Source organism: Methylobacterium indicum (assembly GCF_017347565.1).
GTDB lineage: Bacteria > Pseudomonadota > Alphaproteobacteria > Rhizobiales > Beijerinckiaceae > Methylobacterium > Methylobacterium indicum.
Genome location: NZ_AP024145.1, coordinates 4,027,084 through 4,053,175, shown reverse-complemented (window position 1 = coordinate 4,053,175; position 26,092 = coordinate 4,027,084). Strand labels below are relative to the sequence as shown.

At 71.1% G+C, this 26,092-nt stretch carries 23 protein-coding genes; 13 read left to right on the top strand and 10 right to left on the bottom strand.

Going from position 1 to position 26,092, the window contains the following annotated elements; translation table 11 throughout:
* Positions 1-81: 81 nt before the first annotated feature.
* The 3 genes from miv_RS33915 to miv_RS18880 all read right to left on the bottom strand — a co-directional run bounded on the left by miv_RS33915 (position 82) and on the right by miv_RS18880 (position 1,375).
* Positions 82-423 carry a DUF6883 domain-containing protein gene (locus miv_RS33915; protein ID WP_425312925.1) on the bottom strand — a complete coding sequence of 114 codons (342 nt, stop codon included), beginning with the start codon at positions 421-423 and terminating at the stop codon, positions 82-84.
* Positions 420-671: a DUF4926 domain-containing protein gene (locus tag miv_RS18885; protein ID WP_207178228.1), complete on the bottom strand. Its 252-nt coding sequence runs from the start codon at positions 669-671 to the stop codon at positions 420-422. Before miv_RS18885 ends, miv_RS33915 begins: the two co-directional genes overlap by 4 nt.
* Positions 672-757: 86 nt before the next feature.
* Positions 758-1,375 carry a ParB-like protein gene (locus tag miv_RS18880; RefSeq protein ID WP_048429104.1) on the bottom strand — a complete coding sequence of 206 codons (618 nt, stop codon included), beginning with the start codon at positions 1,373-1,375 and terminating at the stop codon, positions 758-760.
* A gap of 519 nt (positions 1,376-1,894) precedes the next feature.
* Between miv_RS18880 and miv_RS18875 the strand changes: the two genes are divergently transcribed.
* The 9 genes from miv_RS18875 to miv_RS18835 all read left to right on the top strand — a co-directional run bounded on the left by miv_RS18875 (position 1,895) and on the right by miv_RS18835 (position 16,516).
* A complete protein-coding gene (locus tag miv_RS18875; protein WP_207178226.1) occupies positions 1,895-3,187 on the top strand; it encodes an efflux RND transporter periplasmic adaptor subunit in 1,293 nt (430 codons plus the stop codon).
* A 43-nt stretch (positions 3,188-3,230) separates the two neighbouring features.
* A complete protein-coding gene (locus miv_RS18870; protein ID WP_207178224.1) occupies positions 3,231-6,365 on the top strand; it encodes an efflux RND transporter permease subunit in 3,135 nt (1,044 codons plus the stop codon).
* 5 nt (positions 6,366-6,370) lie between these two features.
* Positions 6,371-8,080 carry an efflux transporter outer membrane subunit gene (locus miv_RS18865; protein WP_244748589.1) on the top strand — a complete coding sequence of 570 codons (1,710 nt, stop codon included), beginning with the start codon at positions 6,371-6,373 and terminating at the stop codon, positions 8,078-8,080.
* A gap of 343 nt (positions 8,081-8,423) precedes the next feature.
* A complete protein-coding gene (locus miv_RS18860) occupies positions 8,424-8,873 on the top strand; it encodes a nuclear transport factor 2 family protein (RefSeq protein WP_207178222.1) in 450 nt (149 codons plus the stop codon).
* Positions 8,874-9,029: 156 nt separating this feature from the next.
* Entirely contained in the window at positions 9,030-10,040 is a 1,011-nt protein-coding gene (locus miv_RS18855) for a DUF808 domain-containing protein (RefSeq protein WP_207178220.1), read from the top strand.
* A gap of 124 nt (positions 10,041-10,164) precedes the next feature.
* A complete protein-coding gene (pbpC, locus tag miv_RS18850) occupies positions 10,165-12,246 on the top strand; it encodes a penicillin-binding protein 1C (RefSeq protein ID WP_207178218.1) in 2,082 nt (693 codons plus the stop codon).
* 124 nt (positions 12,247-12,370) lie between these two features.
* Positions 12,371-14,428, top strand: a complete 2,058-nt coding sequence (locus miv_RS18845) for an AI-2E family transporter (RefSeq protein WP_207178216.1) — start codon at positions 12,371-12,373, stop codon at positions 14,426-14,428.
* Positions 14,429-14,520: 92 nt separating this feature from the next.
* Positions 14,521-15,306: a histidinol-phosphatase gene (gene hisN, locus miv_RS18840; protein WP_058619412.1), complete on the top strand. Its 786-nt coding sequence runs from the start codon at positions 14,521-14,523 to the stop codon at positions 15,304-15,306.
* 247 nt (positions 15,307-15,553) lie between these two features.
* Positions 15,554-16,516 (top strand): helix-turn-helix domain-containing protein, encoded by a 963-nt coding sequence (locus miv_RS18835; protein WP_058619411.1) that lies wholly within the window; start codon positions 15,554-15,556, stop codon positions 16,514-16,516.
* 210 nt (positions 16,517-16,726) lie between these two features.
* On the opposite strand, the gene miv_RS18830 is transcribed toward miv_RS18835, so the two are convergent.
* Both miv_RS18830 and miv_RS18825 read right to left on the bottom strand, forming a co-directional pair.
* Positions 16,727-17,122, bottom strand: a complete 396-nt coding sequence (locus miv_RS18830) for a Ros/MucR family transcriptional regulator (protein ID WP_058619410.1) — start codon at positions 17,120-17,122, stop codon at positions 16,727-16,729.
* A 623-nt stretch (positions 17,123-17,745) separates the two neighbouring features.
* Positions 17,746-18,738, bottom strand: a complete 993-nt coding sequence (locus miv_RS18825) for an alpha/beta hydrolase (RefSeq protein ID WP_207178214.1) — start codon at positions 18,736-18,738, stop codon at positions 17,746-17,748.
* A gap of 366 nt (positions 18,739-19,104) precedes the next feature.
* Between miv_RS18825 and miv_RS18820 the strand changes: the two genes are divergently transcribed.
* Positions 19,105-19,569 (top strand): Hsp20 family protein, encoded by a 465-nt coding sequence (locus tag miv_RS18820; protein WP_207178212.1) that lies wholly within the window; start codon positions 19,105-19,107, stop codon positions 19,567-19,569.
* 115 nt (positions 19,570-19,684) lie between these two features.
* Here the strand turns inward: miv_RS18820 and miv_RS18815 are convergent, their stop codons facing one another.
* Positions 19,685-19,987, bottom strand: a complete 303-nt coding sequence (locus tag miv_RS18815) for a carboxymuconolactone decarboxylase family protein (RefSeq protein WP_207178210.1) — start codon at positions 19,985-19,987, stop codon at positions 19,685-19,687.
* A 144-nt stretch (positions 19,988-20,131) separates the two neighbouring features.
* The gene (locus miv_RS18810) at positions 20,132-20,599 is read right to left on the bottom strand and encodes an RNA polymerase subunit sigma-70 (protein ID WP_048427266.1); all 468 of its coding nucleotides are present in this window, start codon (positions 20,597-20,599) and stop codon (positions 20,132-20,134) included.
* A gap of 238 nt (positions 20,600-20,837) precedes the next feature.
* Between miv_RS18810 and miv_RS18805 the strand changes: the two genes are divergently transcribed.
* Together miv_RS18805 and hemC are read left to right on the top strand one after the other, a co-directional pair.
* Positions 20,838-21,137, top strand: a complete 300-nt coding sequence (locus miv_RS18805; protein WP_048427265.1) for an antibiotic biosynthesis monooxygenase family protein — start codon at positions 20,838-20,840, stop codon at positions 21,135-21,137.
* 110 nt (positions 21,138-21,247) lie between these two features.
* Positions 21,248-22,183, top strand: a complete 936-nt coding sequence (hemC, locus tag miv_RS18800; RefSeq protein ID WP_207178208.1) for a hydroxymethylbilane synthase — start codon at positions 21,248-21,250, stop codon at positions 22,181-22,183.
* A 2-nt stretch (positions 22,184-22,185) separates the two neighbouring features.
* Here hemC and miv_RS18795 read toward each other — a convergent pair whose 3' ends face one another.
* The 3 genes from miv_RS18795 to miv_RS18785 form a co-directional block, all read right to left on the bottom strand.
* Complete coding sequence (locus miv_RS18795) at positions 22,186-23,319, bottom strand: GGDEF domain-containing protein (protein ID WP_207178206.1); 1,134 nt, start codon at positions 23,317-23,319, stop codon at positions 22,186-22,188.
* A gap of 412 nt (positions 23,320-23,731) precedes the next feature.
* Positions 23,732-25,024 carry a nicotinate phosphoribosyltransferase gene (gene pncB / locus miv_RS18790; RefSeq protein WP_207178204.1) on the bottom strand — a complete coding sequence of 431 codons (1,293 nt, stop codon included), beginning with the start codon at positions 25,022-25,024 and terminating at the stop codon, positions 23,732-23,734.
* Positions 25,025-25,170: 146 nt separating this feature from the next.
* Positions 25,171-25,680 (bottom strand): pyridoxamine 5'-phosphate oxidase family protein, encoded by a 510-nt coding sequence (locus tag miv_RS18785; protein ID WP_058619404.1) that lies wholly within the window; start codon positions 25,678-25,680, stop codon positions 25,171-25,173.
* A gap of 199 nt (positions 25,681-25,879) precedes the next feature.
* On the opposite strand from miv_RS18785, the gene miv_RS18780 reads away from it, so the two are divergent.
* On the top strand, positions 25,880-26,089 hold the full coding sequence (locus tag miv_RS18780; protein ID WP_048427261.1) for a TOBE domain-containing protein: 210 nt from the start codon (positions 25,880-25,882) through the stop codon (positions 26,087-26,089).
* Positions 26,090-26,092: the final 3 nt, after the last annotated feature.

The window sequence follows — 26,092 nt, the reverse complement described above, 5'->3', positions numbered from 1 at the left end:
TAGGCCGGATGGGGGAGTGCGGCAAATAAACTTGATGGGAGGCGAAGTCGTTATGGCGGATCGCAGCTCCGCTGAGGGCCGTTACCGCGTCAGCGGTACTGCGGTGATGAAGTGCATTTCGGCCGGTGATCGCAGCTCCCAGACGGTACGCAGGGGTACCTCACGGCCGTCCGGCGCAGTGACGGTCCCCTCGAACACGCTCCGTGGGGCACCCTTCGGCGGCACCATCCTCACGCCCGGTCCATTGGACAGGGCGTGGGTCACGAGCGCGGCGGCCAGGACGCCGAGAGCCTCCGGGGCGAAGCCGAACCCTATGAGGTACTTCGCCTTCGATGACCCACGTGGGTGATCGGCATTCAGCAGGTAGGCCGATATCTTGGGCCCGTCGATCAACCATGTGACCGGGCCCTGCGGCGGCGTCACCGCGTCGTGATCTCGACGCGCCGGATCTCGTGCGGCTCCACGGTCGCCAGCGACCCGGGCGGCTCTGCGAATTCCACGACGTAGGTCTCGCCCGCGTTCTGTACCGACACGATCGTCCCTTCCGTACCCGCTGGGATCGAGACGCCGTCGTCGCCGATCACGGCGACCTGTAAGACGACGTCGTCGAGGTCGCGAAGACCAGACCGAGAACTCTCTTCCAGAAATCGATAGGCGAATTCGACCGACATACTGAAGAATTCGGTCGAGCCTACCGTTTTGTCAACGCGTAAGATCGGAGAGTTCCGGCAGCGGCGCCGTGCCCAGGGAGAGCGCCCTACCCCTCGTGCGGCCCGCTCCAGCCCGGCAGGTACGACGCGTCCTTGGAGCGGGCGAGCTCCATCGCCTCGTCGAGGGCGTCGGAGAAATCGTCCTTCACGTCCTTGCGCTTGATATGGCGGCGCAGGAAGTCGGCCCACAGGAACTCGCTGAACGGCGTCGTGTCCTTGGCAAAGCCCCCGGCCCGGCGCAGCTCGCCGGCGAGGCTGCGGAAGGGATCGTCGCCGAGATCCTCGATGCGCTTGGGCATGTCGCCGACGTCGCGGCGCACGCCGTGGGCATCGTAGGGATGGACCCAGGCCCGGTGGTCGGCCACGACCCAGAACGCGTCCTTCTCGAGGTGGTGCAGGTCGGCCACCACGGTGGTGAAGACGCTCTCGACCCCCTCCTCCTGCAGCGCGCGGGTGAGGTGGTGGTGGTCGATGACGTAGCGGCGCTTCTTCGGCCCGAGCAGGACCGGGATCATGTGCGAGCCGAGGAACGCCTCGCGATCCTTGTCCGCCACCTCGCGCCAGCGCTTGCGCTTGGCCGCCACCTCCCGGTAGCCGACCGTCATCTGGGTCGGCCGCAACTCGGCGATCGGCACGCTGTGGAGGATCGGATCGCGGACGGACATCGAGGCCATGGTCCCTGCTGGGCGCGGGACATCCGCGCCGAAGCGATGGAAATTGGCCACACCCTCCCTTGCGTCAAGCCGCCGAGCCGGTGCCGTATGGTCGAAACCGGCCGTTCGACCAAGCTCTGACGACTTAATCCATGGTGCTCCGACTATTTTTTAGATATTCCTCATCCTCTTGCGATCACAAGGGTTTCCATCGGTTTTCGACCGTCGCGGCAGCCCTCCGTCCGGCCCCCGCGGCACGGGGACGGGTCGGCCCGCCCGTCCTTGACTCGGCCGCGATTTGCTCGCCAAGACACCACCACCGGACGCCGCCCCGCTGGGCGTGGCGCCTCGGCCCGGATCCTGCACCGTCATCGCACTGACGCAACGGCACGGCAGGACGCCGGTGAGATCCGGTAATGAGGCACGAAGGACAGGGGCCGACCGACCCGGGATCGACTCGGACGCTCCCCGCGGGCGGCGCCGGGGCATCCGGGGCCCGGCCGTTCCCCCCGGGCGGATGGTCGGCGCGCGATGGACACCCAAACTCCCCTGAGCACGTCGGCGCGGCCGCGCGGCCGGCGCGTGGTCCGGCTCCTGGCGCTTCTGCTGGTGGCGGGCGCCGCCGTGGCGGTCTGGCGCGTGCCCGCCCTCGAGCCCGTGCGCGAGCGCATCGCCGCGCTCCTGGCGCCGCGCGAGGGGATCGAGGGACAGGCGCCGGAAGCCGGCGAGACCGCGGCTCCGGTCTTCCGGCCGACGAAGCAGCAGCTCGCGAGCTTCGGCATCGAGACCGTGCAGGCCCGCGACTTCCGGCCCGAGGGCTTCGCCGAGGGGCGGATCGGCGTCAACGAGGACGACAACGTCCCGGTCTACACGCCCTATGCGGGCCGGGTGACCAAGGTGATGGTCCGGGCCGGCGACCGGGTGAAGGCCAACCAGGTGCTGTTCACCCTGGAGGCCGCCGACATGGTCTCGGCCCTCAACGACTACCAGGCGGCGACGAACGCGCTCGCCAAGAACTCCGCCCTGCTCAAGCTCAACCAGACCGTGGCGGCCCGGCTCCAGGAGCTGTTCCAGGCCAAGGCGGTGGCCCTGAAGGACTGGCAGCAGGCGCAGAACGACGTGATCGCGGCCCAGAGCGACCAGCGCTCGGCCGAAGCCTCGCTCCAGGCGGTGCGCAACCGCCTGCGCATCCTCGGCAAGTCCGACGCGGAGATCGACGCCTTCGCCAAGAGTGGCGTGATGAGCCCGGAGACCGAGATCCGCGCGCCGATCGGCGGCACCATCGTGCAGCGCAAGATCGGCCTCGGCCAGTACCTCGCCGCGGGCAGCGACCCGGCTTTCGTCATCGGCGACCTCTCGACCGTGTGGCTCGTCGCCAACGTGCGCGAGAGCGAGGTGCCGCGGATCAAGCTCGGCCAGGAGCTGGAGGCGAGCGTGATCGGCTTCCCCGACCGGGTGTTCAAGGCGAAGATCGGCTACATGGCCGCCGCCCTCGACCCGACGACGCGCCGCCTGCCGGTCCGGGCCGAGATCGACAACGCCGAGGGCCTGCTCCGGCCCGAGATGTTCGCGACCTTCACGATCCTCACCGGGCGCGACGAGCGCGCCCCGGCGGTGCCGGCGGGGGCGATCGTCTACGAGGGCGCCCGCGCCCGGATCTGGGTCGAGCGGCCGGACGGCACCATCGTGTCGCGCGCCGTCACCCTGGGGCTCTCCGGCGGCGGCCTCGTGCAGGTGACGGACGGTCTCAGCCTCGGCGAGCGCGTCGTGACCCGCGGCAGCCTGTTCATCGACCGGGCCGCCTCCGGCGACAAAGCGTCCTGAAACCCGGCACTCCGATACCCGGCCTCCCGACCCCGAGCCGCGCATGAACCGCCTGATCGACTTCGCCCTGCGCCAGCGGGTGCTGGTGCTGCTCCTGTTCCTGGCGATGCTCGGAATCGGCTACGCGAGCTTCCAGCAGCTCAACATCGAGGCCTACCCGGACCCGGTGCCGCCGCTCGTCGACGTCATCGCGCAGAATCCCGGCCAGTCGGCCGAGGAGATCGAGCGCTACATCACCATCCCGCTCGAGGTGCAGCTCGCCGGCATTCCCAACGCCACGGTGACGCGGACGATCTCGCTGTTCGGCCTCTCGGACGTGAAGATCCAGTTCACCTACGACTTCACCTACCAGGAGGCGCTGCAGCGGGTGCTCAACCGGCTGTCGCAGCTGCCGCCCCTGCCCAACAACGCCCAGCCGCAGATCTCGCCGACGAGCCCGATCGGCGAGATCATGCGCTACCAAGTGGTCGGCCCGCCGGGCTTCTCCTCGACCGACCTGAAGACCCTGCAGGACTGGGTGCTGCAGCGCCGCTTCAAGGCGATTCCCGGCGTCGTCGACGTCTCGGCCTTCGGCGGCAAGACCAAGGAATTCGAGGTCGCGGTCGACCTGCACAAGCTCCAGGCCCAAGGGCTGACCCTGGTCCAGGTCGTCTCGGCGCTCAACAATTCCAGCACCAATGTCGGCGGCCAGACCCTCAATGTCGGGGAGCAATCGGCGGTGGTGCGCGGGGTCGGCCTGATCCGCGACATGGACGACGTCCGCAACACCATGATCACGCAGGTCGGCGGCGTGCCGGTGCTGATCAAGGACGTGGCGGAGGTGCAGGTCAGCAACGCGCCGCGGCTCGGCATCGTCGGGCACGAGAACAACGGCGACATCGTCGAGGGCATCGTGCTGCTCAGCCGCGGCGGCAAGAGCCTGCCGACGATCCAGCGGGTCGAGGCCGAGATCGAGAAGATCAACGCGTCCGGCATCCTGCCACCCGGCGTGCAGGTGGTGCCGCTCTACGACCGCAGCGCGCTCATCCACACCACCACCCACACGGTGATGCACAACCTCGTCTTCGGCGTGGTGCTGGTGTTCCTGGTGCAGTGGCTCTTCCTCGGCAGCCTGAAGAGCGCGATCATCGTCGCGGCGACGATTCCCTTCGCGCTGGGCTTCGCCATCGCCATCATGGTGGCGCGGGGCGAATCGGCGAACCTCCTGTCGCTCGGCGCGATCGATTTCGGCCTCATCGTCGACGCGACGGTGATCATGGTGGAGAACATCTTCCGCCACCTCGCCGAGCATAAGGGCCCGGCGAAAGCCGGCAGCGGGCTCAAGCTCGGGCTGATCGCGTCGGCGGCGCGCGAGGTGAACCGGGCGATCTTCTTCTCCGCCTCGATCATCATCGTGGGCTTCCTGCCGCTCTTCACCCTGACGGGCGTCGAGGGCCACATCTTCGGCCCGATGGCGAAGACCTACGCCTACGCGCTCGTCGGCGGGTTGCTCGCCACCTACACGGTCTCCCCGGCGCTCTCGGCGCTGATCCTGCCCAACCACGTCGAGGAGCGCGACACCGTCGTGGTGAAGATCCTGCGGGCGCTCTTCCGGCCGCTCCAGGGCTTCACCCTCGGCAACCGGATCCTCACCATCCTGGTGACGGTGGCGATGCTCGGCTGCACCGGGCTGGCGATGCGCACCCTCGGCCTCGAGTTCCTCCCCACCCTGGAGGAGGGCAACCTCTACATCCGCGGCACGATGCCGGCCTCGATCTCGCTGGAGGCCGGCAACCCCTACGTCGAGCGGATGCGCAAGATCATCGGCTCCTACCCGGAGGTGACCACGGTCGTCTCGCACCAGGGCCGGCCCGACGACGGCACCGACGCCACCGGGTTCTTCAACGTCGAGTTCTTCGCCCCCCTGAAGCCCGCCGACCAGTGGCGGCCGGGCCTCACCAAGGAGAAGTTGATCGAGGAGGTCTCGGGCCGCCTGCGCGAGGAGCTGCCCGGCATCGAGTTCAACTTCTCGCAGTATATCCAGGACAACGTCCAGGAGGCGGCCTCCGGCGTGAAGGGCGAGAACTCGGTCAAGATCTACGGCACCGACCTCGAGCAGATCACCCGCACCGCCAACGACGTGAAGGCGGCGCTCGCGACGGTGCCGGGGGTGACCGACCTCGCGGTCTTCACCTCGCTCGGCCAGCCGACGGTGCGCATCGACATCGACCGGGCGCGGGCGGCCCGCTACGGCCTGGCGCCCGGCGACATCGCCACCACGATCTCGGCGGCGATCGGCGGCCAGACCGCCGGCGACCTCTACGAGTACGGCAGCGACCGCCACTTCCCGATGCGGGTGCGGCTGGCGCCCGAGTACCGCCGCTCGCTGGACACGATCCGCAACATCACGGTGGGGGCGAACGCGCCCAACGGCGTGATCCAGGTGCCGCTCTCGGAGATCGCCCAGGTCCAGCTCGTCTCGGGCGCGGCCTTCATCTACCGCGAGAACCAGGAGCGCTACATCCCGGTCAAGTTCAGCGTGCGCGGGCGCGACCTCGGCGGCGCGGTGATCGAGGCGCAACGGCGCGTCGCCGAGCAGGTCGAGCTGCCGGCCGGCTACCACCTCGAATGGGTCGGCGAGTTCACCAACCTGCAGGGCGCCATCGCGCGGCTGAAGCTCGTGGTGCCGCTGACGATCGGGCTGATCGCGCTCCTGCTCTACGTCAACTTCGCCTCGCTCACCGACACGCTGCTGACCTTGAGCGTGATCCCGATGGCGCTGATCGGCGGCATCTTCGCGCTGGTGCTGACCGGCACGCCGTTCTCGGTCTCGGCGGCGATCGGCTTCATCGCGCTGTTCGGCATCTCGACCATGGAGGGCGTGATCCTGCTCTCCTACTGCAACCAGCTGATGGACGAGGGCTGGGCGCGGGCGGAGGCCATCCACCACGCCGCCGACGTGCGGATGCGCCCGGTGATGATGACCTGCGTGGCGGCCTGCGTCGGCCTCCTGCCGGCGGCGATCTCCACCGGCATCGGCTCGCAGGTGCAGAAGCCCCTGGCGCTGGTGGTGGTGGGCGGCATCCTGCTCGCCCCGATCCTGATCCTGGTGGTGCTGCCGGTGCTGATCGCGGCCTTCTCGCGCCACCGTCCGCGGGCGCCTGTCGCCCCGGTGCGACAGTCCGAACCGGCGGAGTGAGCTAGATGCAGCCCGGTTCCGACACGCCCGCCCCGGCCGACTCCAGCATGCCCCATTCCGTGCGCACCCTCCTGCGCCTGCCGACCGCCCTCGCGGCGCCGCGCGACGAGACCCCGATCCGGGTCACCGTCGCGGCGACCGACGCCGCGGGAGGCACGGGCCGGGAGCCGGACGAGGCCCCGGAGGCCGCCGCCCGCCCGGCCGCCCGCACCGCGGCGCGGATCCTGGCGGCGGCGCTCGCCGCCTCCGCCGCCTCCGCTTGCATGGTCGGGCCCGACTTCCAGGGCGCGACGCCGCCGCCGGTCTCCGCCTACACCAGGGAGGGGTTGCGCAACCCGCCCGTGACCGCCGAGGACCGGCGCAACGGCGCGCTCGGACAGAGCTTCGCGCAGGGGCGCGACGTGCCGGGCGAGTGGTGGCGGCTCTTTCGCTCCCGGGCCCTCGACAGCCTGGTCGAGGAGGCGCTCGCCCGCAACCCGACCCTCGACGCCGCCCAGGCCACGCTGCGCGCGGCCCGCGCCACCACCGAGGCGCAGCGCGGCGCGCTCTTTCCCCAGGTCGGCTTCGGGGCGCAATCCTCCTACAACAAGGCCCCGGGCGGCGACCTGCAATCGCCGCTCAACGACAACTCGCTGCTCTACAGCCTCGTCACCCCGCAGGTGACGGTGAGCTTCGCCCCCGACGTGTTCGGCGGCACCCGGCGCGCCCTCGAATCGCAGGCGGCGCAGGAGGAGGGGCAGCGCTGGCAGCTCGAGGCCGCGTATCTCACGCTCACCGCCAACGTCGTCGCGGCGGCGATTCAGGAGGCGTCGCTCCGGGCCCAGATCGCCGCGACCGAGAAGGTGATCCAGGCCCAGACCGACCTCCTGAACCTGATCACCAAGCAGTCGAATGCCGGCCAGGTCGCGGGGGCCGACGTGGTGCAGCAGACCGCGCTCCTCGCCCAGTCGCAGCAATTGCTGCCGCCGCTGCAGCGGGCGCTGGCGCAGCAGCGCAACCTGCTCACGGCCCTCGCCGGCCGCTTCCCGAGCGAGGAGGTGAGCCAGACCTTCACGCTGGCCTCCCTGCACCTGCCCCGGACCCTGCCGGTCAGCCTGCCCTCGCGGCTCGTCGAGCAGCGCCCCGACGTGAAGGCGGCGGAGGCCGCGGTCCACGCAGCCAGCGCCCAGGTCGGCGTCGCGGTGGCCAACCGCCTGCCGCAATTCACCATCTCGGGCGCGATCGGCGCCAGCGCGACCAATTTCGCGGCGCTCCTCAACCCGGCCGCCAGCCTCTGGACCATCGCCGGCGCGGTGGCCCAGCCGCTCTTCGACGGCGGCACCCTCTTCCGGCGCCAGCAGGCGGCGGAGGAGACCCTGGTCGCGGCCCAGGCCCAGTACCGCGCCACCGTCATCGGCGCCTACCAGAACGTCGCCGATGCGCTCCGCGCCCTCCAGTCCGACGGCCGCGCGGTGGCCGCCGCCAACGCCGCCGTCTCGGCGAGCCGCCAGAGCGTGGAACTGGTGCGCAAGCAATTCGGCCTCGGCGCCGTCAGCAGCGCCTCGCTGCTGATCACCCAGTCGGCCTACCTCCAGGCCGTGGTGACCCAGGCCCAGGCCCAGGCCAACCAGTATGCCGACACCGCCGCCCTGTTCCAGGCCCTCGGCGGCGGCTGGTGGAACCGCCGCGACGTGAAGCCGGCCCGCGACCCGAAGGACCCGGCGCCGTTCCTGTAACGGACCGCCCGCGGCCGGAGGCGAAGCGCAAGCGTCCGTCGCGCAATTGCCGTCACCCGGGCGATGCCGTGCGCGTCCGCGAACGAGCGCCCCTGCGCGCCGGTCTTCGCGCGCGAAGGCTGGATCGATGGCTCGGGCGGGGGCGATCGTCGGGGCCGTTGCCTGCCCAGGCTGCGCTTCCAGTCCGGCGGCGATCATCGGGACGACTGCGCTCATACGACGCGCCTCCCTCATTCCGCATCCCCTGCCCGACCGGGATGATCCTCGATCGTGAAACGTTATAATATATCATTCCGTCATGCATCGTGACGGGTGGCCCATTCATGAGAGGTTGCCGCAGGCGATGAGCGATTTACAGACCGTGACCGAGGGTCCGGCCGTTGGCGCGACGAATGCGCGTTCGATCACCTATTGCCTCACGGAAGCCAACAAGGCCCTGCAGACCTGGGTGCAGAACGTCAGCCGGCGCGACATCGATGCGGTCCTCGACCTCTACGCCCCCGACGCCATCCTCGTGCCGACGCTCTCCGACGACGTGCGCGAACGGGAGGACAGCCGCCGCCGCTACTTCGAGATGTTTCTCGCCAACGAGGGCCTGAGCTGCGGCATCACGGTGCAGAAGGGCCGCGTCAGCGCCAGGCTCGGCACCGTCGTCATCGGCGGCCTCTACTGCTTCACGATGGTCAGGGAGGGCCGCACGGAGATCGTGCCGGCACGGTTCCTGTTCACCTTCGAGGAGATCGACGGCCGGTGGCTGATCACGGGACATCACTCGTCCCAGGCCGTCGAGTAGCCGCGGCGCACGCCGATCGGGGGCTCCGCTCGCGTCCCGTCGCCGAGCCCGCGGATCCCGCATGTCGGGGCTCGGCGGCCGTCGAACGGATCGCGACGCGGAGCCAAAACGTTTCTACCCCGTTTCCAGCGAAGCGGTGATGGGCCGGGGGGTTCCGTGAGCGTCGGATTGTTGGCTCTTCTGGACGACGTCGCCTTCATGGTCAGGAGCGCGGCGGCCTCCCTCGACGACGTGGCGGCGCAGGCCGCGCGGGCCGGGACGAAGGCCGCCGGCGTCGTCATCGACGATGCGGCCGTGACGCCGCGCTACGTCGTCGGCTTCGCGGCCGAGCGCGAATTGCCGATCGTTGGCAAGATCGCGCTGGGATCGCTGCGCAACAAGCTCCTGTTCCTGCTCCCCGGCGCCCTCGCGCTCAGCGCCTTCGCGCCGTGGGCGATCACGCCGCTGCTCATGCTGGGCGGCGCCTATCTCTGCTACGAGGGCGCCGAGAAGGTCTACGAGGCCCTGTTCCCCCATGCGTCACACGGGGACGAGGAGGCGCAGCCGGCCGGCACCGGGCACGACCCCGCCCTGGAGGAGCGCCGCGTGGCGGGCGCCATCAAGACCGACTTCATCCTGTCGGCCGAGATCATGGCCATCACCCTCGCCGCCCTGCCCGAGGGCAGCGTGTGGATGAAGGCGGCGGTCCTGGCGATCGTCGGCGTCGGCATCACGGTCGGGGTCTACGGCGTCGTCGCTCTCATCGTGAAGGCGGACGATGCCGGGCTCGCCCTTGCCCGCAGCCGGGCGGGCGCGCCCTTCGGCAACCTCATCCGGGGGATCGGCCGCTTCGTGGTCCGGGGCATGCCGGTGCTACTCAAGATCCTCTCGGTCGTCGGGACGGCCGCGATGGTCTGGGTCGGCGGGGGCATCCTGCTGCACGGGCTCGAAGGCTACGGCCTGTCGGCGCCCGCACACGCCGCGCATGGCGCCGCGGTGGGCGCGGGAGCCCTCGTTCCCGCGATCCGGGGCATCGTCGAGTGGGTGGTGACGGCGGCGGCGTCGGGCCTCGTCGGCCTCCTCGTCGGCGGCGTGCTGATCCCGGTGGTGCACCTCGCCTCGCGCCTCGTCCAGCGGGGCGGCGCGGCGGAATCGACCGGGACGACGGCCGCCGGGACCGGGGCGTGAGCGGAGGGACCGGCTGAGGCGCCTTCCGCGGCGGCGTCCCGACGGGATCGTCCCGGCTGCGTCTCGCCCTCGGTCGCAAAGTGCGGCAGGATCGGGGGGAGCCGACCGCAGGACGAGACCCGGGATGGGAGCAGGTACGACACGGGTGACCCGCCGCATCGTCCTGGCCGTCGGCGGCCTCGCGGCCGGCCTGTCGCTCGCCGGCGCCGCCTGGGTCTGGTTCGCCCTCGCCCGTCTCCCACCCCTCGATCTGACCGCCGCCAACACCCGCTCCACCGTGGTCCTCGACCGCGCCGGCACGCTGCTGCGCCCCTTCGCCACCGCGGACGGGCGCTGGCGGCTGCCGCTCGAACCGAATGCGGTCGATCCGCGCTTCCTCGCCCTGCTGACCGCCTACGAGGACCGGCGTTTTCGCGATCACGCCGGCGTCGATCCGCGGGCGCTCCTGCGGGCCGCCGGGCAGTGGCTCGCGGCGGGGCGGATCGTGTCGGGCGCCTCCACCCTGTCGATGCAGGTGGCGCGCCTCGTCGAGCCGCGGGGCGAGCGGTCGCTCACGGCCAAGCTGCGCCAGATCGCCCGGGCGATCGACCTGGAGCGGCGCCTCGGCAAGGACGGGGTCTTGCGGCTCTACCTCGCGCTCGCGCCCTATGGCGGGCCGGTCGAGGGCCTGCGCGCGGCGAGCCTCGCCTATTTCGGGCGCGAGCCGGCGCGGCTCACCCTCGCCGAGGCCGCCCTGCTGGTGGCGCTCCCCCAGGCACCGGAGGCCCGCCGGCCCGACCGGTTCCCGGAGGCCGCCCGCCGGGCCCGCGACCGGGTGCTGGCCCTCGCGGCCGCCCGCGGCGTCATCCCGGCGGCGGAGGCCGAGGCGGCCCGGACCGAGCCTGTGCCGCACGGGCGAAAGCCCTTCCCGATGCTGGCGCCCCACGCCGCGGAGGCCGCCCTGGCGCAGGAGCCCGGCCGGGCCGTCCACCGCCTCACCCTCGACGCGCGCTGGCAGGCCCGGCTGGAGCCCCTGGCGGCCGAGCGCGCGGCGGCGCTCGGGCCCGGCCTGTCGGCGGCCCTCCTCGTCATCGACAACGCCACCGGCGAGGTGCGGGCGCAGGTGGGCAGCGCCGGCTATCTCGACGCGTCGCGTTCGGGCGCCATCGACATGACGGCGGCCGTGCGCTCGCCGGGCTCGGCGCTCAAACCCTTCGTCTACGCCATGGCGTTCGAGGCCGGCCTCGCCCATCCCGAGACCCTGATCGAGGACCGCCCATCGCGCTTCGGCGCGTCCTACGCGCCGGAGAACTTCGATCTCACCTTCCAGGGCACGGTGACGGCGCGGCGCGCGCTCCAGCTCTCCCTCAACGTGCCGGCGGTGGCGCTGATGGAGGCGGTCGGCCCGGCCCGCTTCATCGCGCGCCTGCGCAGGGCCGGCGCCGGGATCGCCCTGCCGCGGGACGCCGCCCCCGGCCTGCCGGTGGCGCTCGGGGGACTGGGCATCACGCTGACCGACCTCGCCCGGCTCTATGCCGGGCTCGCCCGCGGCGGCGAGGTACCGGTGCTGATCCGGCGCCTCGACGGGCCGGCGGCGCCCGAGGCGGTGCCGCCGCGCATCGCCGAGCCGGTGGCGGCCTGGTACGTCGCCGATACCCTGCGGGGGACGCCCCCGCCCGACAGCGCCCTGCCGAATCGCCTCGCCTACAAGACCGGCACCTCCTACGGCTACCGCGACGCCTGGGCGGTGGGGTTCGACCGCCGGGTCACGGTGGCGGTCTGGCTCGGGCGGCCGGACGGGGCCGGGGTGCCGGGCCTCGTCGGGCGGGTCGCCGCCGCGCCCCTGCTGTTCGACGCGGTGGCGCGGATCGGGGGCGAGCCCGAGCCGGTGCCGCGCCCCCGCGACGCCCTGGTGGCGGCGACCTCCGCCCTGCCGCCGCCGCTGCGCCGTCTCGCCCGCGACGCCGGCCCGGCCGACCGCCTGCGCATCGCCTACCCGCCGGACGGCGCGCGGATCGATCTCGGTGCCGCGGAGGGCCCGCCCGCCGGTCTCGCCCTCAAGGCGCTCGGCGGCACCCCGCCGCTGACCTGGCTCGTCGGGGGCCTGCCGGTGACCGAATCGGATCGCCGCCAGGCCGAGTGGCAGCCCGACGGCGCCGGCTTCGTGCGGATCTCGGTGCTCGACGCGATGGGCGCGAGCGACAGCGTGATGGTGCGGGTCGAGTAGGACCGATCACGATTTCGATAGGTTGGCCCAAGGTCACCGGGGGATCGTTTCGCCCGCCGCCCCGTTCCCTCCTGGTGGAAGCGTGGCGAGACGGGAGCGCCGCGCAGGGGTGAGTGCGCGTCGCATGGCGGATGGGCGAGACGATCGCAGGCGGGTCCTGCCGATGAAGCCGGCCCGGGTCCAGGCCGCCGAAACGCCCGGGGACGGCCTGGCGGCCCCCCTGGTCATCGGGGCGGTGATCGTGGCGGCCCTGTATTTCGGCCGCGAGATCCTGATCCCGATCGCCATCGCGGTGCTGCTCAGCTTCGTCATCGGGCCGCTGGTGGCGCTGCTGCGCAAGCTGCGCCTCGGGCGGATCCCGTCCGTCGGCGTCGCGGTGCTGCTGCTCCTCGCCGTGGTGGCGGGCTTGGGCGGGCTGATCGGCATGCAGCTCGCCGACCTCTCGACCGGCCTGCCGCGCTACCAGCGCACCATCGCCCAGAAGGCCGAGAACCTGAAGGCCGGGCCGCTCGGCGACCTCGCGGGCTACCTGCGCAGCATCAACCACCAGATCCAGCAGGCCGGCGCGCCCGAGCCCAAATCCGAAGAGAAGTCCGAAGGGAAGCCCGAGGCCAAGCGCGCCGCGCCGCCCGCTGTGCAGAACCCCGACAAGCCGGTGCTGGTCGAGATGCGCGACCGCGAGCCCGGCCCGGTCGAGCTCGCCGAGAAGCTGCTGGCCCCGGTGATCTCGCCGCTCGCCACCCTCGGCATCGTCTTCGTGGTGCTGATCTTCATCCTGGTCCAGCGCGAGGACCTGCGCGACCGGATGATCCGCCTCGTCGGGTCGAGCGACCTGCACCGCACCACCGTGGCGATGGACGACGCGGCGCTCCGCCTGAGCCGGTTCTTCCTGGTCCAGCTCGCATTGAATGCCGGATTCGGCCTCGTCATCGGCGTCGGGCTGTGGCTGATCGGCGTGCCGAACCCGATCCTGTGGGGCATCTTCTCGGCGCTGATGCGCTTCGTGCCCTATATCGGCGCCTTCCTGTCGGCCCTGCTGCCGCTGGCCCTCGCCGCCGCGGTCGATCCGGGCTGGAACATGGTGCTGGCCACCGCCGCCCTGTTCGTCGTGCTCGAGCCCCTGGTCGGCCAGTTCATCGAGCCGCTGCTCTACGGCCACTCCACCGGCCTGTCGCCCTTCGCGGTCCTGGTCTCGGCCCTGTTCTGGACCTGGCTGTGGGGACCCGTCGGGCTCCTGCTCTCGACGCCGCTCACCGTCTGCCTCGTGGTGCTCGGCCGCCACGTCGACAAGCTCGAATTCCTCGACGTCCTGTTCGGCGACCGGCCGGCGCTCACCCCGGTCGAGAATTTTTACCAGCGCATGCTGGCCGACGACCCCGACGAGGCGCAGGAGCTGGCCGAAGCGATTCTCGCCCAGTGCTCGCTCTCCTCCTACTACGACGAGGTGGCGCTGAAGGGCCTCCAGCTCGCCGCCACCGACGCCCGCCGCGGGGTGCTGACCGAGAGCCAGCTCGACCGCATCCGCGTCGGCATCGCCCAGTTGATCGAGGATCTCTCCGACCGGGACGATGTCGCGCCGGAGACGAAGCCGACGCTTGCCGGACGTCTCCTGTCGGGCAGCCGCGACGAGGAGGTGCCGTGCGAGGCCGCTCCCGCGGTGCCGGACGCTCCCGCTCCCGACGCCCTGCCGGAGGATTGGCGGCGCGAGGGCGCGGTGCTCTGCGTCGCCGGCCGCGGCCCCCTCGACGAGGCCGCCTCGATGATGCTGGCCCAGCTCCTGGAGAAGCACGGCTTCGGCACCCGGGTGGTGCCGTTCGAGGACGTCACGCGCTCGCAGATCGGCGCCCTCGATGCCGGGGACGCGCGGATGGTCTGCATCTCCTACCTCGAGATCAGCGGCACGCCGGCGCATCTGCGCTACCTCGTCCAGCGGCTGCGCCGCCGGGCCCCGGACGCGCAGGTGCTCGTCGGGTTGTGGCCGGCGGACGACGCGGTGCTGACCGATCCGGACGCCCGCGCGACGCTCGGCGCCGACCACTACGCGGTGTCCCTGCGCGAGGGCGTCGAGGCCTGCCTGGAGGCGGTGCGGGATGCGCCGGCTCCCGCCCACCCCGCCTCTCCCCTCCCCGGCCCGTCTCGGGCCGTTCCGGCCTCCCGCGAGCCGGCCCCGGCCGGGGCGTGAGGGCACCCGGGGCTTGACGCCGGGGCCCCGCCGCCCTTTCGATCCGGGGAGGCGGGCCGGCCGGCCCGGGCCGAGCGGGAATCGGGGACAGCATGAGCGTGGTGGATTTCGCGCGGTTCGTGGACGAGCTCGCCACCCAGTCGGGCCAGGCCATCCTGCCCTTCTTCCGCACCGCCTTCGCCACCGAGGACAAGGCCGCGGGCCACGCCGCCTTCGACCCGGTCACCGAGGCCGACCGGGCCGGCGAGGCGGTGATGCGCCGGCTGATCAAGCGCAGCTTCCCCGACCACGGCATCCTCGGCGAGGAATTCGGCACCGAGAATCCGGATGCGGAATACGTCTGGGTGCTCGACCCCATCGACGGCACCCGCGCCTTCATCGCCGGCCTGCCGACCTGGGGGACCCTGATCGGGCTCACCCGCGGCGGCGTGCCCTGCTACGGCCTGATGAACCAGCCCTTCACCGGCGAGCGCTTCTACGGCGACGGCGAGGCCGCCCATTGCCTGGGCCCGCACGGCATCCGCCGCCTGCGCACGCGGCGCAAGGGCGAGCTGTCGGAGGCGATCCTGCACACCACCGACCCGCGCCTGTTCGGCCCGGGCGACCGGGAGGCCTACGGGCGGGTCGAGGCCGCGACCCGCCTCGCCCGCTACGGCGCCGATTGCTACGCCTACGCGATGCTGGCGGCGGGCCACATCGACCTCGTGGTCGAGGCCGGGCTGAAGCCCTACGACATCGTGGCGATGATCCCGGTGATCGAGGGCGCCGGCGGCATCGTCACCACCTGGGAGGGCGAACCCGCCGCCAAGGGCGGGCGGATCGTGGCGGCCGGCGACAAGCGGCTGCACGAGGCGGCGCTGGCGCTGCTCAACGGCTGACCGCCCCCGGCACGACGAATATCGGCGCGACCAACATCGGCGCCGTGAGGTTCGTCGTGCCGCCCCCGGAATGGTCTCCTGCCGCAGGGGAATCCAACGATAAGTTGGAAGACGCCCAGAAACGATCCCCGTTCGACGAGGGAGTGCCGTTGGGATAGGACAAATCCCGGGCTGGCCACCGCAATCGCACACTGCTAGAGGCTCTTGCGCCACGCGCGCGAAGGCGTCACGCCCGAACTGCGAGCCGATGCAGACGCTGATTTCCTCCGATGACCTGAAGTCGCGCAACAGGTTCCAGACCTACCTGGAGATCGTCCGCGAGCGGTTCGTGCCGAGCGAATGCACGATGATCGGCGAGGGGAGGTTTCACGCCCATATCGAGGGCACCCAGATCGGCGGAATGCTGATCACGCGGTCGAGCATCAACGGCCAGGCGGTCCGGATCACACCGCAGACGATCCGCCGTCACAGCAAGCAGGACAAGCTCTCGGTCGTCCTCCGGCTCTCCGGCACGGCCCGCAGCGACCAGTACGACCGGGCGGTGGTGCAGCGGCCGGGCGACCTCGTCGTCCTCGACAGCAACAAGCCCGTGACCCTGGAATATCCCGATCCGACGAGCTCGCTGTTCATCGAGCTGCCGCGCGAGCAGCTGGAGGGCGCGCTCGGATCCGCCCCGCTCTATGCGGGCCTCGCCGTCGGCGGTGATCTGTCCGGCACGTCCCTGGTCCGGACGTTCTTCGCCGAGCTGATCCGCGTCCACCGCCAGATGAGCCCCGAGATGGTCGAGCGCATGGCGCGCATCGGCACCGACCTCATCGTCGCCAGCATCGCCGAGCGCCTGGCGCGGGACACGCCCCGCCCCCTCCAGGGCACCGTGATCGTGCAGCGGGCCAAGGCCTATCTGGACGCCAATCTCGGCGATCCGACCCTCGATCCGGCCCAGCTCGCGGCCGCGATGGGGGTGTCGCTCCGGCATCTGCAGCAGCTCTTCCAGGAGCAGGGGCACGCGATCGCGGACTGGATCTGGCAGCGCCGGCTCGACGTCGCCGCCCGACGCCTCGCCGATTCCGGCCACGCGCACCTGTCGATCGGGGCGCTGGCCTATGGCTGCGGCTTCATCAGCCAGGCGCATTTCGCCCGCCGCTTCAAGGACCGCTTCGCCGCGACGCCGAGCGAGTACCGGCGCACGGCCCTGACGCGGAGCGCCTGAACCGGCCGCGCCCTCACCGGTCGCCGGGCGACGGCGCGGCGCGCTCCGACGCCACCGAAAGGTCCGTCGACAGAGTTGCGGTGCAGCCACGCGGGACGGTTCCGTCGATCCGGGATCGTCGGATGAGGTCCCGATCGGCGGTCCGGGCAATCGTCCGAGGCGGACGCGATCCTGGATCGCGCTCGCCCCCGACGATCGGATCCGGCCCGATCAGGGTTTCCGCCTGATCGCTCCGCCCCTGTCCGCCCGCTCGTAGACCACGGCCTTGTCATAGGACGGCGCGACCATCGGGTAGGTTTCGGGCAGCCCGAAGCGGTCCCGGTACTCCTCCGGCGTGATGCCGTGGGCGGCGAGATGCCACTTCAGCGACTTGTACGGCTTGCCGTCGATGAAGCTGACGATCCGGTTGCGCTGGACGGACGCCGCGATCTGGGCCTCGCTGCGCCGTGCCGCCCTACTGCGCCGCTTGCGCGGCATCGTCACGGCGCGCAAGCCGGTATGGACCCGCACGATGACCTCCGCGATCTCGGAATGATGGACGCGGTTGCGCGTCACGTAGGCCGCGGTGACGGCCGAGGTCAGTTTCAGGAGATTTGACTTACCCATCGATCCGCATCCGATACACAGTCAGGCAGGCATCACGCGGGGCGATGACCATCTCGATGCTTCGGTCTCGCGCGGATCATTGCCGCCCCCCTCGGTACGGCATCGCTGGCGACCTCGGCTTCACGATCTTCATCGAACCCGTGAAGACGGTACCGCGGCGACGAATCGGGCGCTTGCCTGCCAGCGCGTCGTGTTTTGACCGGGAGCGCAAACCGGGGTGATCTGCTGTCGCGGCGGTGGGAGACAGCAATCCTAAGCCGCACATGACGGCATGGCTGTCGTTCCTGACTGTTTGCGTGACGATCGATTGCTGATGTCAGCGATCGAAATCATCTTTTCTCGAATTGCATCAATCCGGTAAATATCTTGCAGTTTCTCGCTGCAGAAGCGAGCAAAGTCATGCCGCACGTAAGGAATGTCGTCGGCCGTCGACCCGGTCCGCCGGCGGACAGGTGACGCAGAGGCCTCGCCCCTCCCCGACGCTGAACACGCCGTCGGTACCGTCCAATACCGGTCGCCGCGGAGGATCGGAGCGGGGAGGTCCGGCGGTGGCCGGGATCCGGCGCGATGGCCCGACATCGCGACCGGCCGGCTCGAACGCCTCCACGGCCGGGCCTGCGCCCTCAGGCCACCTGTTGCCGCGCGGCGCTCTCGGCATCCGGCATCGGCGCCGCCGTGCCCGGCACGAAGGCGTCGAAGGCGGCCCAGAACTGCGCCCGGATCGCGTCCCGCTCCATCAGGATCTCGTGGCGGGCGCCGCGCAGGGTGATGGTGCGCCCGGCGGCGAGCCGGGCCGCGAAGCGTTCCGCCGCCGGAGTGCTGCAGACCGGATCGGCGCCGGCCGCCACCACCAGCACCGGCAGGCGGATGCCGAGGGGGTAGCGCGGATCCTCGAAGCGGCGCATCGCCCGGAAGGCGGCGGAGAGCCAGCCCACCGTGGGATCGCCGATGGCCCCGGCCCCGACGGCGAGCGCCGCGGCGGCGTTGCGGGCGTAGCGGACCGGATCGGCGGTGAGCCGGTTGTTCGGGAACGGCTTGGTGGCGATCGACACCGCCGAGCCCCCCGGCACGTAGCGGCGGCCGAGGCCGCAGGCCCGCAGGGCCGCGGCGAGCCGCATCGCCGATTTCGGCCAGCGGATCATGCAGATCGCCACCATCGGGGCGAGGGCGACCAGACGGTCGAAGGGGAGCCAGCCCTCCCGGGCGGCGGACAGGCAGATGGCGCCGCCCATCGAATGGGCGAGGCCGAAGAACGGGCGCGGCATGCGCCCCTCCAGAACCTGCGCCTCCACCGCCGCGAGGTCGAGCCGGTACTCGGCGAAGTCGTCGACATGGCCCTTGTGCGGGTCCTCCACCGTGCGGTCGGAGCCGCCCTGGCCGCGCCAGTCGAACGCGACGACGTGGAAGCCGCGGTCGCGCAGCTCCGCCACGGTCTCGAAGTACTTCTCGATGAACTCCGCCCGTCCCTGCACCAGGCAGACCGTGCCCTGCACCCCGCGCGCCGTCGGCGCCCAGGTGGCGACCCGCAGCGACAGGCCGTCGGCGGTCCGGACCGACAGGAGCGCGGCACCGGGCGGAATCGGGTTGTCGGGCGTGGCGAGCAGCGGCACGGTCACGAGAGGGCCTCCGAGGCTGTCATCCGCCGCACCCTGGCACGGCACACCCTAACAATACCCCAGCCCCTTCGATCGGGTCCGCTCGAAGGCGCCGGGCCAAGCCCGACCGGGCGTCGGCGCCGATGCGCCGGACCTCCCGGCATCGACGGGTCGATGCCGGGAGGCGAGACTGTAGATGGGGCAGGATCCGCGCGCGTCCCGGCCTCCCGAAAAAATTCGCGCAAGGCCTCTGGCGGCGCCCTTGATCAGTCTAGACCCCACCCCAATATGCGAAGGGCGCCGGCCGATACGGCGGCGCGCAAGACCGGGCCCGGCCCCAGCGGCGGACCCACAAGACTACATATTGCTTCAGACGGAGAATATGTCATGCGTCAGTTCGATCTCGCCCCCCTGTACCGCTCGACCGTCGGCTTCGACCGCCTGTTTTCCGCGCTCGATCAGTTCGTGACCTCGGATGCGGCCCCGACCTATCCGCCCTACAACATCGAGCGCACGGCCGAGAACGCCTACCGGATCACCCTCGCGGTGGCCGGCTTCACCGACCAGGACCTGTCGATCGAGACCCGCGAGAACGCGCTCACCGTGAAGGGCGAGCGCAAGGGCGAGGCCAAGCAGGCCGAGTTCCTGCATCAGGGCATCGCGGCTCGCGGCTTCGAGCGGCGCTTCCAGCTCGCCGACCACGTCCAGGTGACGGGTGCGGTGCTGGAGAACGGCCTGCTCCACGTCGATCTCGTCCGCGAGATCCCGGAGGCGAAGAAGCCGCGCCAGATCCAGATCGCCTCGGGCTCCCGTCCGCAATCGATCGAGGGCAGCGTCCAGAAGGCCGCGTAAGCCTCGACTTCCCGCCAAGGGAAGTCGCTTCACGGGGAGCGCCCCGGCCACCCGGCCGGGGCGTTTCTTCGTGTGTGGCCGGGCATCCCGAAACCCGGACCGCTCCCCGGCGGAATCAGGGCAGCAGGTGCGTGCCGTGGGTCAGCGCCGCGCCGGCCCGCAGGGCGACCGCCACGAACACGGTCTCGGCGATCTCCTGCTCGGTGGCGCCGGCCTTCTTGGCCGCGTCCCGATGCACGTCGAGGCAGTACGGGCACTGGGTCGTCAGCGCCACCGCCAGCGCCATCAGTTCCTTGTACTTGCGCGGGATCGCGCCGTCGGCGAGCGCCGCCTTGTCGAGGGCCTCGAAAGCGCCCATCGCCTCCGGGGCGAGGCTCTTGAAGGCGGGCAGCTTCTTCAGGTTCGCGGCATCGTACATCGGCGTGCTCTCCTCCCGGTCGGCCGGGTCTGCCGGCCGCCCTCGATCGGGGCGGCTTCGGCGTTCCGAGAGGTAGGGCATCGCGGGACCGTTGCCCAATGGGCTCCGGTCATGCCTGGCCTGCCGTGCCGGGGCTCCCGGCTTTCAGAGGTCCCCGAAGGCGAGCTGGGCGGTCGCCGGGCGCTTCGACGGCTTGCCGGCCTTGTCCTTGGCCGCCCCGCCCTTGGCGGTCCGCGCCGAGTTCTTGGTCGCGGCCTTGCGCGGGCGCTTCGGCTCGGCACCCTGGATGCGGGCCTTGCCCTTGTCGCGGGCCACCGCCTCGGGGGCGGTCTGGTCGCCCGAGAGCCACTTGCCGCGCTTGATCACTTCGTTCACCCGGCCCTGGTTGACGCCGAGCTTGAAGGCGATCTCCTGCTGGGTCATCTCCGTCGAGCCGTGCAGCTCGAGGATCTCCCGGGCCAGTTCCGGCGTCATCTTCTTGCCGACGATGCGGCGCCCCGGCTTCACCACGCGGTTGGCGCGGTCGCGCTCGCGCAAGCGCTCGAGAATCGCCAGCGCCATCTGCATGCCGTTCTCGCGCAGGGCTTCCTCGAATTCCTTCAGCGTCGCCATCAGGACCGAACTCCGCTGTCACGCTCCGGCAGGGAAACGGCGCCGGTCGGGGCTGGTTGCCACCGTGCACAGGTCATCCACGGTTTGTGCGCGTCCTGTTCCGGGTTGGCAACCGGCCGCCGAAGGCCATCCACCGCTCTCGCAGCGCATCGCCCGCAGCCCCGGGTTGGACAAGGCGAGCGGCTTCGCACATGGCTTCCCGGACATGACGGCGTTCACATGCTGGCAGGAGGATCGGATGGTTCTGGAGATCGCGCAGATCGAGGTGAAGCCCGGGCACGAGAGCGCCTTCGAGGCCGGCGTCGGCCGGGCGGCGGAGCTGTTTCGCCGCGCCAAGGGCTGCCGCGGCATGGAGCTGCAGCGCTCGGTCGAGATCCCGACCCGCTACCGGCTGATGGTGCAGTGGGAGACCCTGGAGAACCACACCGTCGATTTCCGCGAATCGGCCGACTTCCAGGCCTGGCGCGCCCTGGTCTCCGAGCATTTCGTCGCTCCGCCCCAGGTCGAGCACACGGTGCTGGCGGTGCAGGGATTCTGATGGGGCGGTTCCGGCGGGGATCGGGGCCCGCCTGCCACGGAGACCGTGACAGGCGGGCCCCGGTTCGCTACTCGCGATAAGCGAGGCTCCTCAATCGCACGGCACCCGACATGCCCCGACGTCCCCTGCGCATCGGCACCCGCGGCAGCCCGATGGCGCTCGCCCAGACCGGGATGGTGCGCGACCGCATCGCGGCGGCCCATCCCGACCTCGCCGAGCCCGGCGCGATGGAGCTCGTCGTCGTCACCACGGTGGCCGACAAGGTGCTCGACCGGCCGCTCTCCGAGATCGGCGGCAAGGGCCTGTTCACCAAGGAGCTGGAGCAGGCGCTCCTCGCCGATCAGGTCGACATCGCCGTCCACTCGATGAAGGACGTCGAGACCTGGCTGCCGGACGGGCTCGTCATCGCCTGCATCCTGGAGCGGGACGACCCGCGCGACGCCTTCCTGTCGCCGCACGCCGACAGCCTCGCCGCCCTCGCGCCGGGGAGCCGGGTCGGCACCTCGTCCCTGCGCCGGGGCGCCCAGGTGCTGATGCACCGGCCGGACCTCAGGATCGTGCCCCTGCGCGGCAACGCCAACACCCGGATGAAGCGGCTCGCGGAGGGCGCCTGCGAGGCGACCCTGCTGGCCATCGCCGGCCTCGAACGCCTCGGCCTCGCCGACCGCGCCCAGGAGATCCTGCCGGTCGACGCGATGCTGCCGGCGGTGGCGCAGGGCGCGCTCGGCATCGAGTGCCGGGCCGGCGACACGGCTGTGATCGAGCGGCTCCAGGCGGTCGCCTGCGCCCGCACCACCATCGCGGTCGGCGCCGAGCGGGCGCTGCTCGAAGAGCTCGACGGCTCCTGCCGCACCCCGATCGCGGCACTGGCCCGGATCGACGGCGACATCCTCACCCTCGACGGGCTCCTGTTCCTGCCCGACGGCAGCGCCCATTGGGCCACCCACCGCACCGGGGCGGTCGCCGACGCGGTGGCGATCGGGCGCGAGGCGGGGGCCGAGCTGAAGGCGAAGGCCGGCGAGACCTACCGGACGACGCTCCAATAGGCCTACGGGAGCGGCGACCCGGCGGCGAGAGAGCGACACGCGACGGGGAGGCCGGCGGCGTGGATGCCGCCGCCCCGACGCTTCGCCACGTAGGAGGCCGCATCGGCCGCACCGATCAGGGCGTCGAGATCGGCCGAGATACCCGGCGCGCAGGCATAGCCCAGGCTCAGGCCGATGCGGATGGTCTCCTCGGCCATCGCGTAGGGCCGGCCGAGCGCCTGGACGATCTCCCGGGCGAGAACCTCGGCCGTCTCGGCGTCGTGAACGGCGTGCTGGAGCACCACGAACTCGTCGCCGCCGGTCCGCGCCGCCAGGGCGGAGGCGCCGAGGAGCCCGCGTAGCCGCAGGCCGACCTCCTGCAGGAGCGCGTCGCCGACCGCGTGGCCGTAGCGGTCGTTGACCGCCTTGAAGCCGTCGAGGTCGAAGCAATGGACCGCCACCGCCTCGCCGGAGGACCGGTGCCGGTCGCGGAACGCGTCGTGCAGGCCGAGCCGGTTGGCGAGCCCGGTCAGGGCGTCGCGGCCGGCCAAAGCCGCCATGTCGAGGCGCAGCGCGATCTGCCGGGCGGTGTTCCGGTGGGCCGTGAACACGCCCTGGACGGCCCCGAGGAGGAAGAGGCCGAACATCGTCGCCAGGATGCCGTGCGACATGCTGCCGTTCCAGCCCGCCGTGACGATCGCCGGCAGGGCGGCGAGCAGCAGGGCCGCGATCGCCATGCCCGGGCGGACCGACAGGTGGGTGACGACGCCGGAGCAGTAGCCGAACAGGAGCCCGGTCGCGAGCATCTGCATCTCCACGTCAGGCTGAAGGAAGGCCGCCCCCGCGACGGCGCCGATGCAGGAGGCGACGACCACCGTGACGAGGAGATGGGCCCGGTCCCAGACCCTGGCCTCCGCGCGCGTGCCCGTCCCCCGCGCCGGCCGATACCCCTGGAGCGTGATCAGCGCGAGCTTGCCGAGGGAGGCGATCCCGCCGATCACCGCCGCGGCGAGCAGCACCGGATCCTGGAGCGTGCGGGCGATGAAGAGGCCGACCCCGACCAGGGTGATGCCCATGATGCCCGTCGGTACCGCGGTCCGCGCGAGTTCGGCAACCAGAGCGACATAGATGTCATCGGGTTCAACGCGTGCGGTCATCCGCCCTGCTTTCGGTCCCTTTCGGCGCGGGAACGAAGCACGGAACTGCCGGAAAATCCAGCAATCGACATTGATTTGCGGTCGATACGACCGAAACGATTCTCACCTTCGCTACGTCACCGGGCCATGATGCAGAGCATGAAGCGGAGAGACCGACGATCGAGGCGGTTCGCAACGTCCCGTTGCGCGACCGTGATCATGGGGACGGGTGATCGGCGTGCGCGTGGCAGCCCCGGATCGGGCCCCCGGATTCCGCGGCGATCCGTGACAGCCTCGCCCGAGGCCCGCCCGTTACCGAGCGACGCCCCGGGACGAGGGCGCGGATCGACGGCAGCGCTCCCGCCGCAGCGCCGCCGAAGCGTCGGCGGCCTGCCCCGTGGGGTCGAGCGGATTGGGTCGAGGGTGCGAGAGCTCAGACCAGCACCGGCACCGCCTGCTGGGTGCCGACCCCGAAGACCCGCTTGTAGCGCTCGACCTCGTCCTCGGGACCCAGCGCCTTGGTCGGGTTGTCGGAGAGCTTCACGGTCGGGTGGCCGTTGGCCGAGATGACCTTGCAGACGATCGAGATCGGATCGAGGCGGCCGTCCGGCGCCAGGCCGCGGAAATCGTTGGTGAGCAGCGTGCCCCAGCCGTAGCCGATGCGCAGGCGGCCGTGGAAATGCTTGTGGATCCGCTCGATCACGTCGACGTCGAGCCCGTCGGAAAAAATCGCCAGCTTCTCGCGCGGGTTGCGGCCGTGCTGGGTCCACCAGCGGATGGCCTCCTCGCCGCCCTCGATCGGATCCTTCGAATCGATGCGGATGCCGGTCCAGTCGGCCATCCAGGCGGGGCCGCGCTCGAGGAAGCCGGTGGTGCCGTAGGTGTCGGGCAGGATCACCAGGAGGTTGCCGGCATAGTCCCGCTGCCAGTCGGCCAGCACCAGGTAGGGCGCGCGGGCGAGGTCCTCCTCGGTCTCGGCGAGCGCCGAATACACCATCGGCAGTTCGTGCGCGTTGGTGCCCACCGCCTCGATGTCGTGGCGCAGCGCGATCAGGCAGTTCGAGGTGCCGAGGAAGCTGTTGCCCAACCCCTCGATCATCGCTTCGACGCACCAATCCTGCCACAGGAAGCCGTGGCGGCGCCGGGTGCCGAAATCGGCGATCGACAGGCCCGGCAGGGTCTTCAGCCGCTCGATCTTCTCCCAGATCCGCGTCATGGCGCGGGCGTAGAGCACCTGGAGCTCGAACTTGCCCATGCCCTTGAGCACGCCGCGCGAGCGCAGTTCGTTGAGGATCGCGAGGGCGGGCACCTCCCACATCGTGGTCTCGATCCACGGGCCGTGGAAGGTGAGCACGTATTGCCCGTCCTGCTTCTCCAGCAGGTAGTCGGGGAAGCGGAAGTTCTCGAGCCAGTCCATGAAGTCCGGCGAGAACATCTGGCGGCGGCCGTAGAAGGTGTTGCCGCGCAGCCAGGTGGATTCGCCCCGGGTCAGCCGGAGCGACCGGCAATGGTCGAGCTGCTCGCGCAACTCGCCGGGGTCGATCAGGTCGGCGAGCCGGATGCGGCTGGTGCGGTTCTGGATCCCGAAGGTGACCGAGACGTCCCGGTGGCGCCGGAAGATCGTCTGGGCCATCAACAGCTTGTAGAAGTCCGTGTCGAGCACGGAACGAATGATCGGATCGATCTTCCAGGTGTGGTTGTAGACCCTGGTCGCGAGATCGAGCATCGCCCGTGCCTGCCTGACTTGGGACCGCCTCCTGCGAGCGGCCGGCACGCCGCCCGGGGGCGGCGGAAGGCGCGAAGCCCGCACGGTTCGCGGGCCGGAGTCAAGCCGCCGGCCCGCGCAAATCCCCTATGCGGCGAGGACGGACCTCAGCGGGCGCCGAGGTCGACCGCCTTCTTCTCGGTCTTCGGCGACTCGCCGGTGACGGCGGCCTTCACGTAGCCGTAGAGGTGCAGCATCGTCGAGTTCGGGCTGTCCCAGTACTCGCCCTTCTCGGGGTGGACGCGGATCAGCGCCACCGACGGGTCGTCCTTGCCGCCCGGGAACCAGGTCTTCAGGCTCTCGCTCCACTTGGCGTCGATATGCGCCTTGTCGCGCACGATCTCGGCCTTGCCCGACACCGAGACGTAGTTCTGGCTCGACGGATCGGAATACGACAGGTTGACCTGGTTGTCGCGGCCGATCTCGTTCGTCACCGGCGCGTCCTGCTTGACGAAGAACCAGAGGTCGCCGTTCTCGTCCGCGTCCTGGTTCCACATCGGGCGGCTGCGCAGCTGGCCATCGGAATCGGCCGTGGTCATCATCGCGACCTTCACGTCCTTGATCATCGCGAAGAGCTTCTTTGCGCCCTCGTGGTCGCGGTGGCTGCCCTGGTGCATCGGTGGGTCTCCCTTGAAGTCCGGGACGAGCGGGCGGGCCCGCTCGAAGCTGCACGACAACGGACGATCCCCGCTTTGGTTTCGGTTCCCCGCCATCGAAACGCGGCCGTGGGATTCCGGCGCGGACCGCTCGCCGGGCGGGGCCCCTGCCCCTATCTCTGCCGCGAGAAGGCGGCCGCGCCGCCGGGGAGAGCCGACGATGAAGATCAGTGCGCGCAACCAGCTCGACGGCAAGGTCGTCGAGGTCAAGAAGGGCGCCACCACCGCCCATGTCCGGGTCGAGCTCGCCGGCGGTCAGGTCGTCACCGCGGCGATCACCAACGAATCCGCCGACGAGCTGGGCCTGGCTCCGGGCAAGACCGTCAAGGCGGTGATCAAGTCTAGCGACGTGATGATCGCGACGGACTGACGC

Coding starts and splice junctions, on each gene's coding strand:
- miv_RS18875 (WP_207178226.1), top strand. CDS start 1,895: ATGGACACCCAAACTCCCCTGAGCACGTCGGCGCGGCCGCGCGGCCGG.
- pncB (WP_207178204.1), bottom strand. CDS start 25,024: ATGCTCGATCTCGCGACCAGGGTCTACAACCACACCTGGAAGATCGAT.
- miv_RS18880 (WP_048429104.1), bottom strand. CDS start 1,375: ATGTCCGTCCGCGATCCGATCCTCCACAGCGTGCCGATCGCCGAGTTG.
- miv_RS18865 (WP_244748589.1), top strand. CDS start 6,371: ATGCAGCCCGGTTCCGACACGCCCGCCCCGGCCGACTCCAGCATGCCC.
- miv_RS18795 (WP_207178206.1), bottom strand. CDS start 23,319: ATGACCGCACGCGTTGAACCCGATGACATCTATGTCGCTCTGGTTGCC.
- miv_RS18810 (WP_048427266.1), bottom strand. CDS start 20,599: ATGGCGACGCTGAAGGAATTCGAGGAAGCCCTGCGCGAGAACGGCATG.
- miv_RS18885 (WP_207178228.1), bottom strand. CDS start 671: ATGTCGGTCGAATTCGCCTATCGATTTCTGGAAGAGAGTTCTCGGTCT.
- pbpC (WP_207178218.1), top strand. CDS start 10,165: ATGGGAGCAGGTACGACACGGGTGACCCGCCGCATCGTCCTGGCCGTC.
- hemC (WP_207178208.1), top strand. CDS start 21,248: ATGCCCCGACGTCCCCTGCGCATCGGCACCCGCGGCAGCCCGATGGCG.
- miv_RS18780 (WP_048427261.1), top strand. CDS start 25,880: ATGAAGATCAGTGCGCGCAACCAGCTCGACGGCAAGGTCGTCGAGGTC.
- miv_RS18815 (WP_207178210.1), bottom strand. CDS start 19,987: ATGTACGATGCCGCGAACCTGAAGAAGCTGCCCGCCTTCAAGAGCCTC.
- miv_RS18820 (WP_207178212.1), top strand. CDS start 19,105: ATGCGTCAGTTCGATCTCGCCCCCCTGTACCGCTCGACCGTCGGCTTC.
- miv_RS18860 (WP_207178222.1), top strand. CDS start 8,424: ATGAGCGATTTACAGACCGTGACCGAGGGTCCGGCCGTTGGCGCGACG.
- miv_RS18805 (WP_048427265.1), top strand. CDS start 20,838: ATGGTTCTGGAGATCGCGCAGATCGAGGTGAAGCCCGGGCACGAGAGC.
- miv_RS18870 (WP_207178224.1), top strand. CDS start 3,231: ATGAACCGCCTGATCGACTTCGCCCTGCGCCAGCGGGTGCTGGTGCTG.
- miv_RS18845 (WP_207178216.1), top strand. CDS start 12,371: ATGGCGGATGGGCGAGACGATCGCAGGCGGGTCCTGCCGATGAAGCCG.
- miv_RS18835 (WP_058619411.1), top strand. CDS start 15,554: ATGCAGACGCTGATTTCCTCCGATGACCTGAAGTCGCGCAACAGGTTC.
- miv_RS18830 (WP_058619410.1), bottom strand. CDS start 17,122: ATGGGTAAGTCAAATCTCCTGAAACTGACCTCGGCCGTCACCGCGGCC.
- hisN (WP_058619412.1), top strand. CDS start 14,521: ATGAGCGTGGTGGATTTCGCGCGGTTCGTGGACGAGCTCGCCACCCAG.
- miv_RS18785 (WP_058619404.1), bottom strand. CDS start 25,680: ATGCACCAGGGCAGCCACCGCGACCACGAGGGCGCAAAGAAGCTCTTC.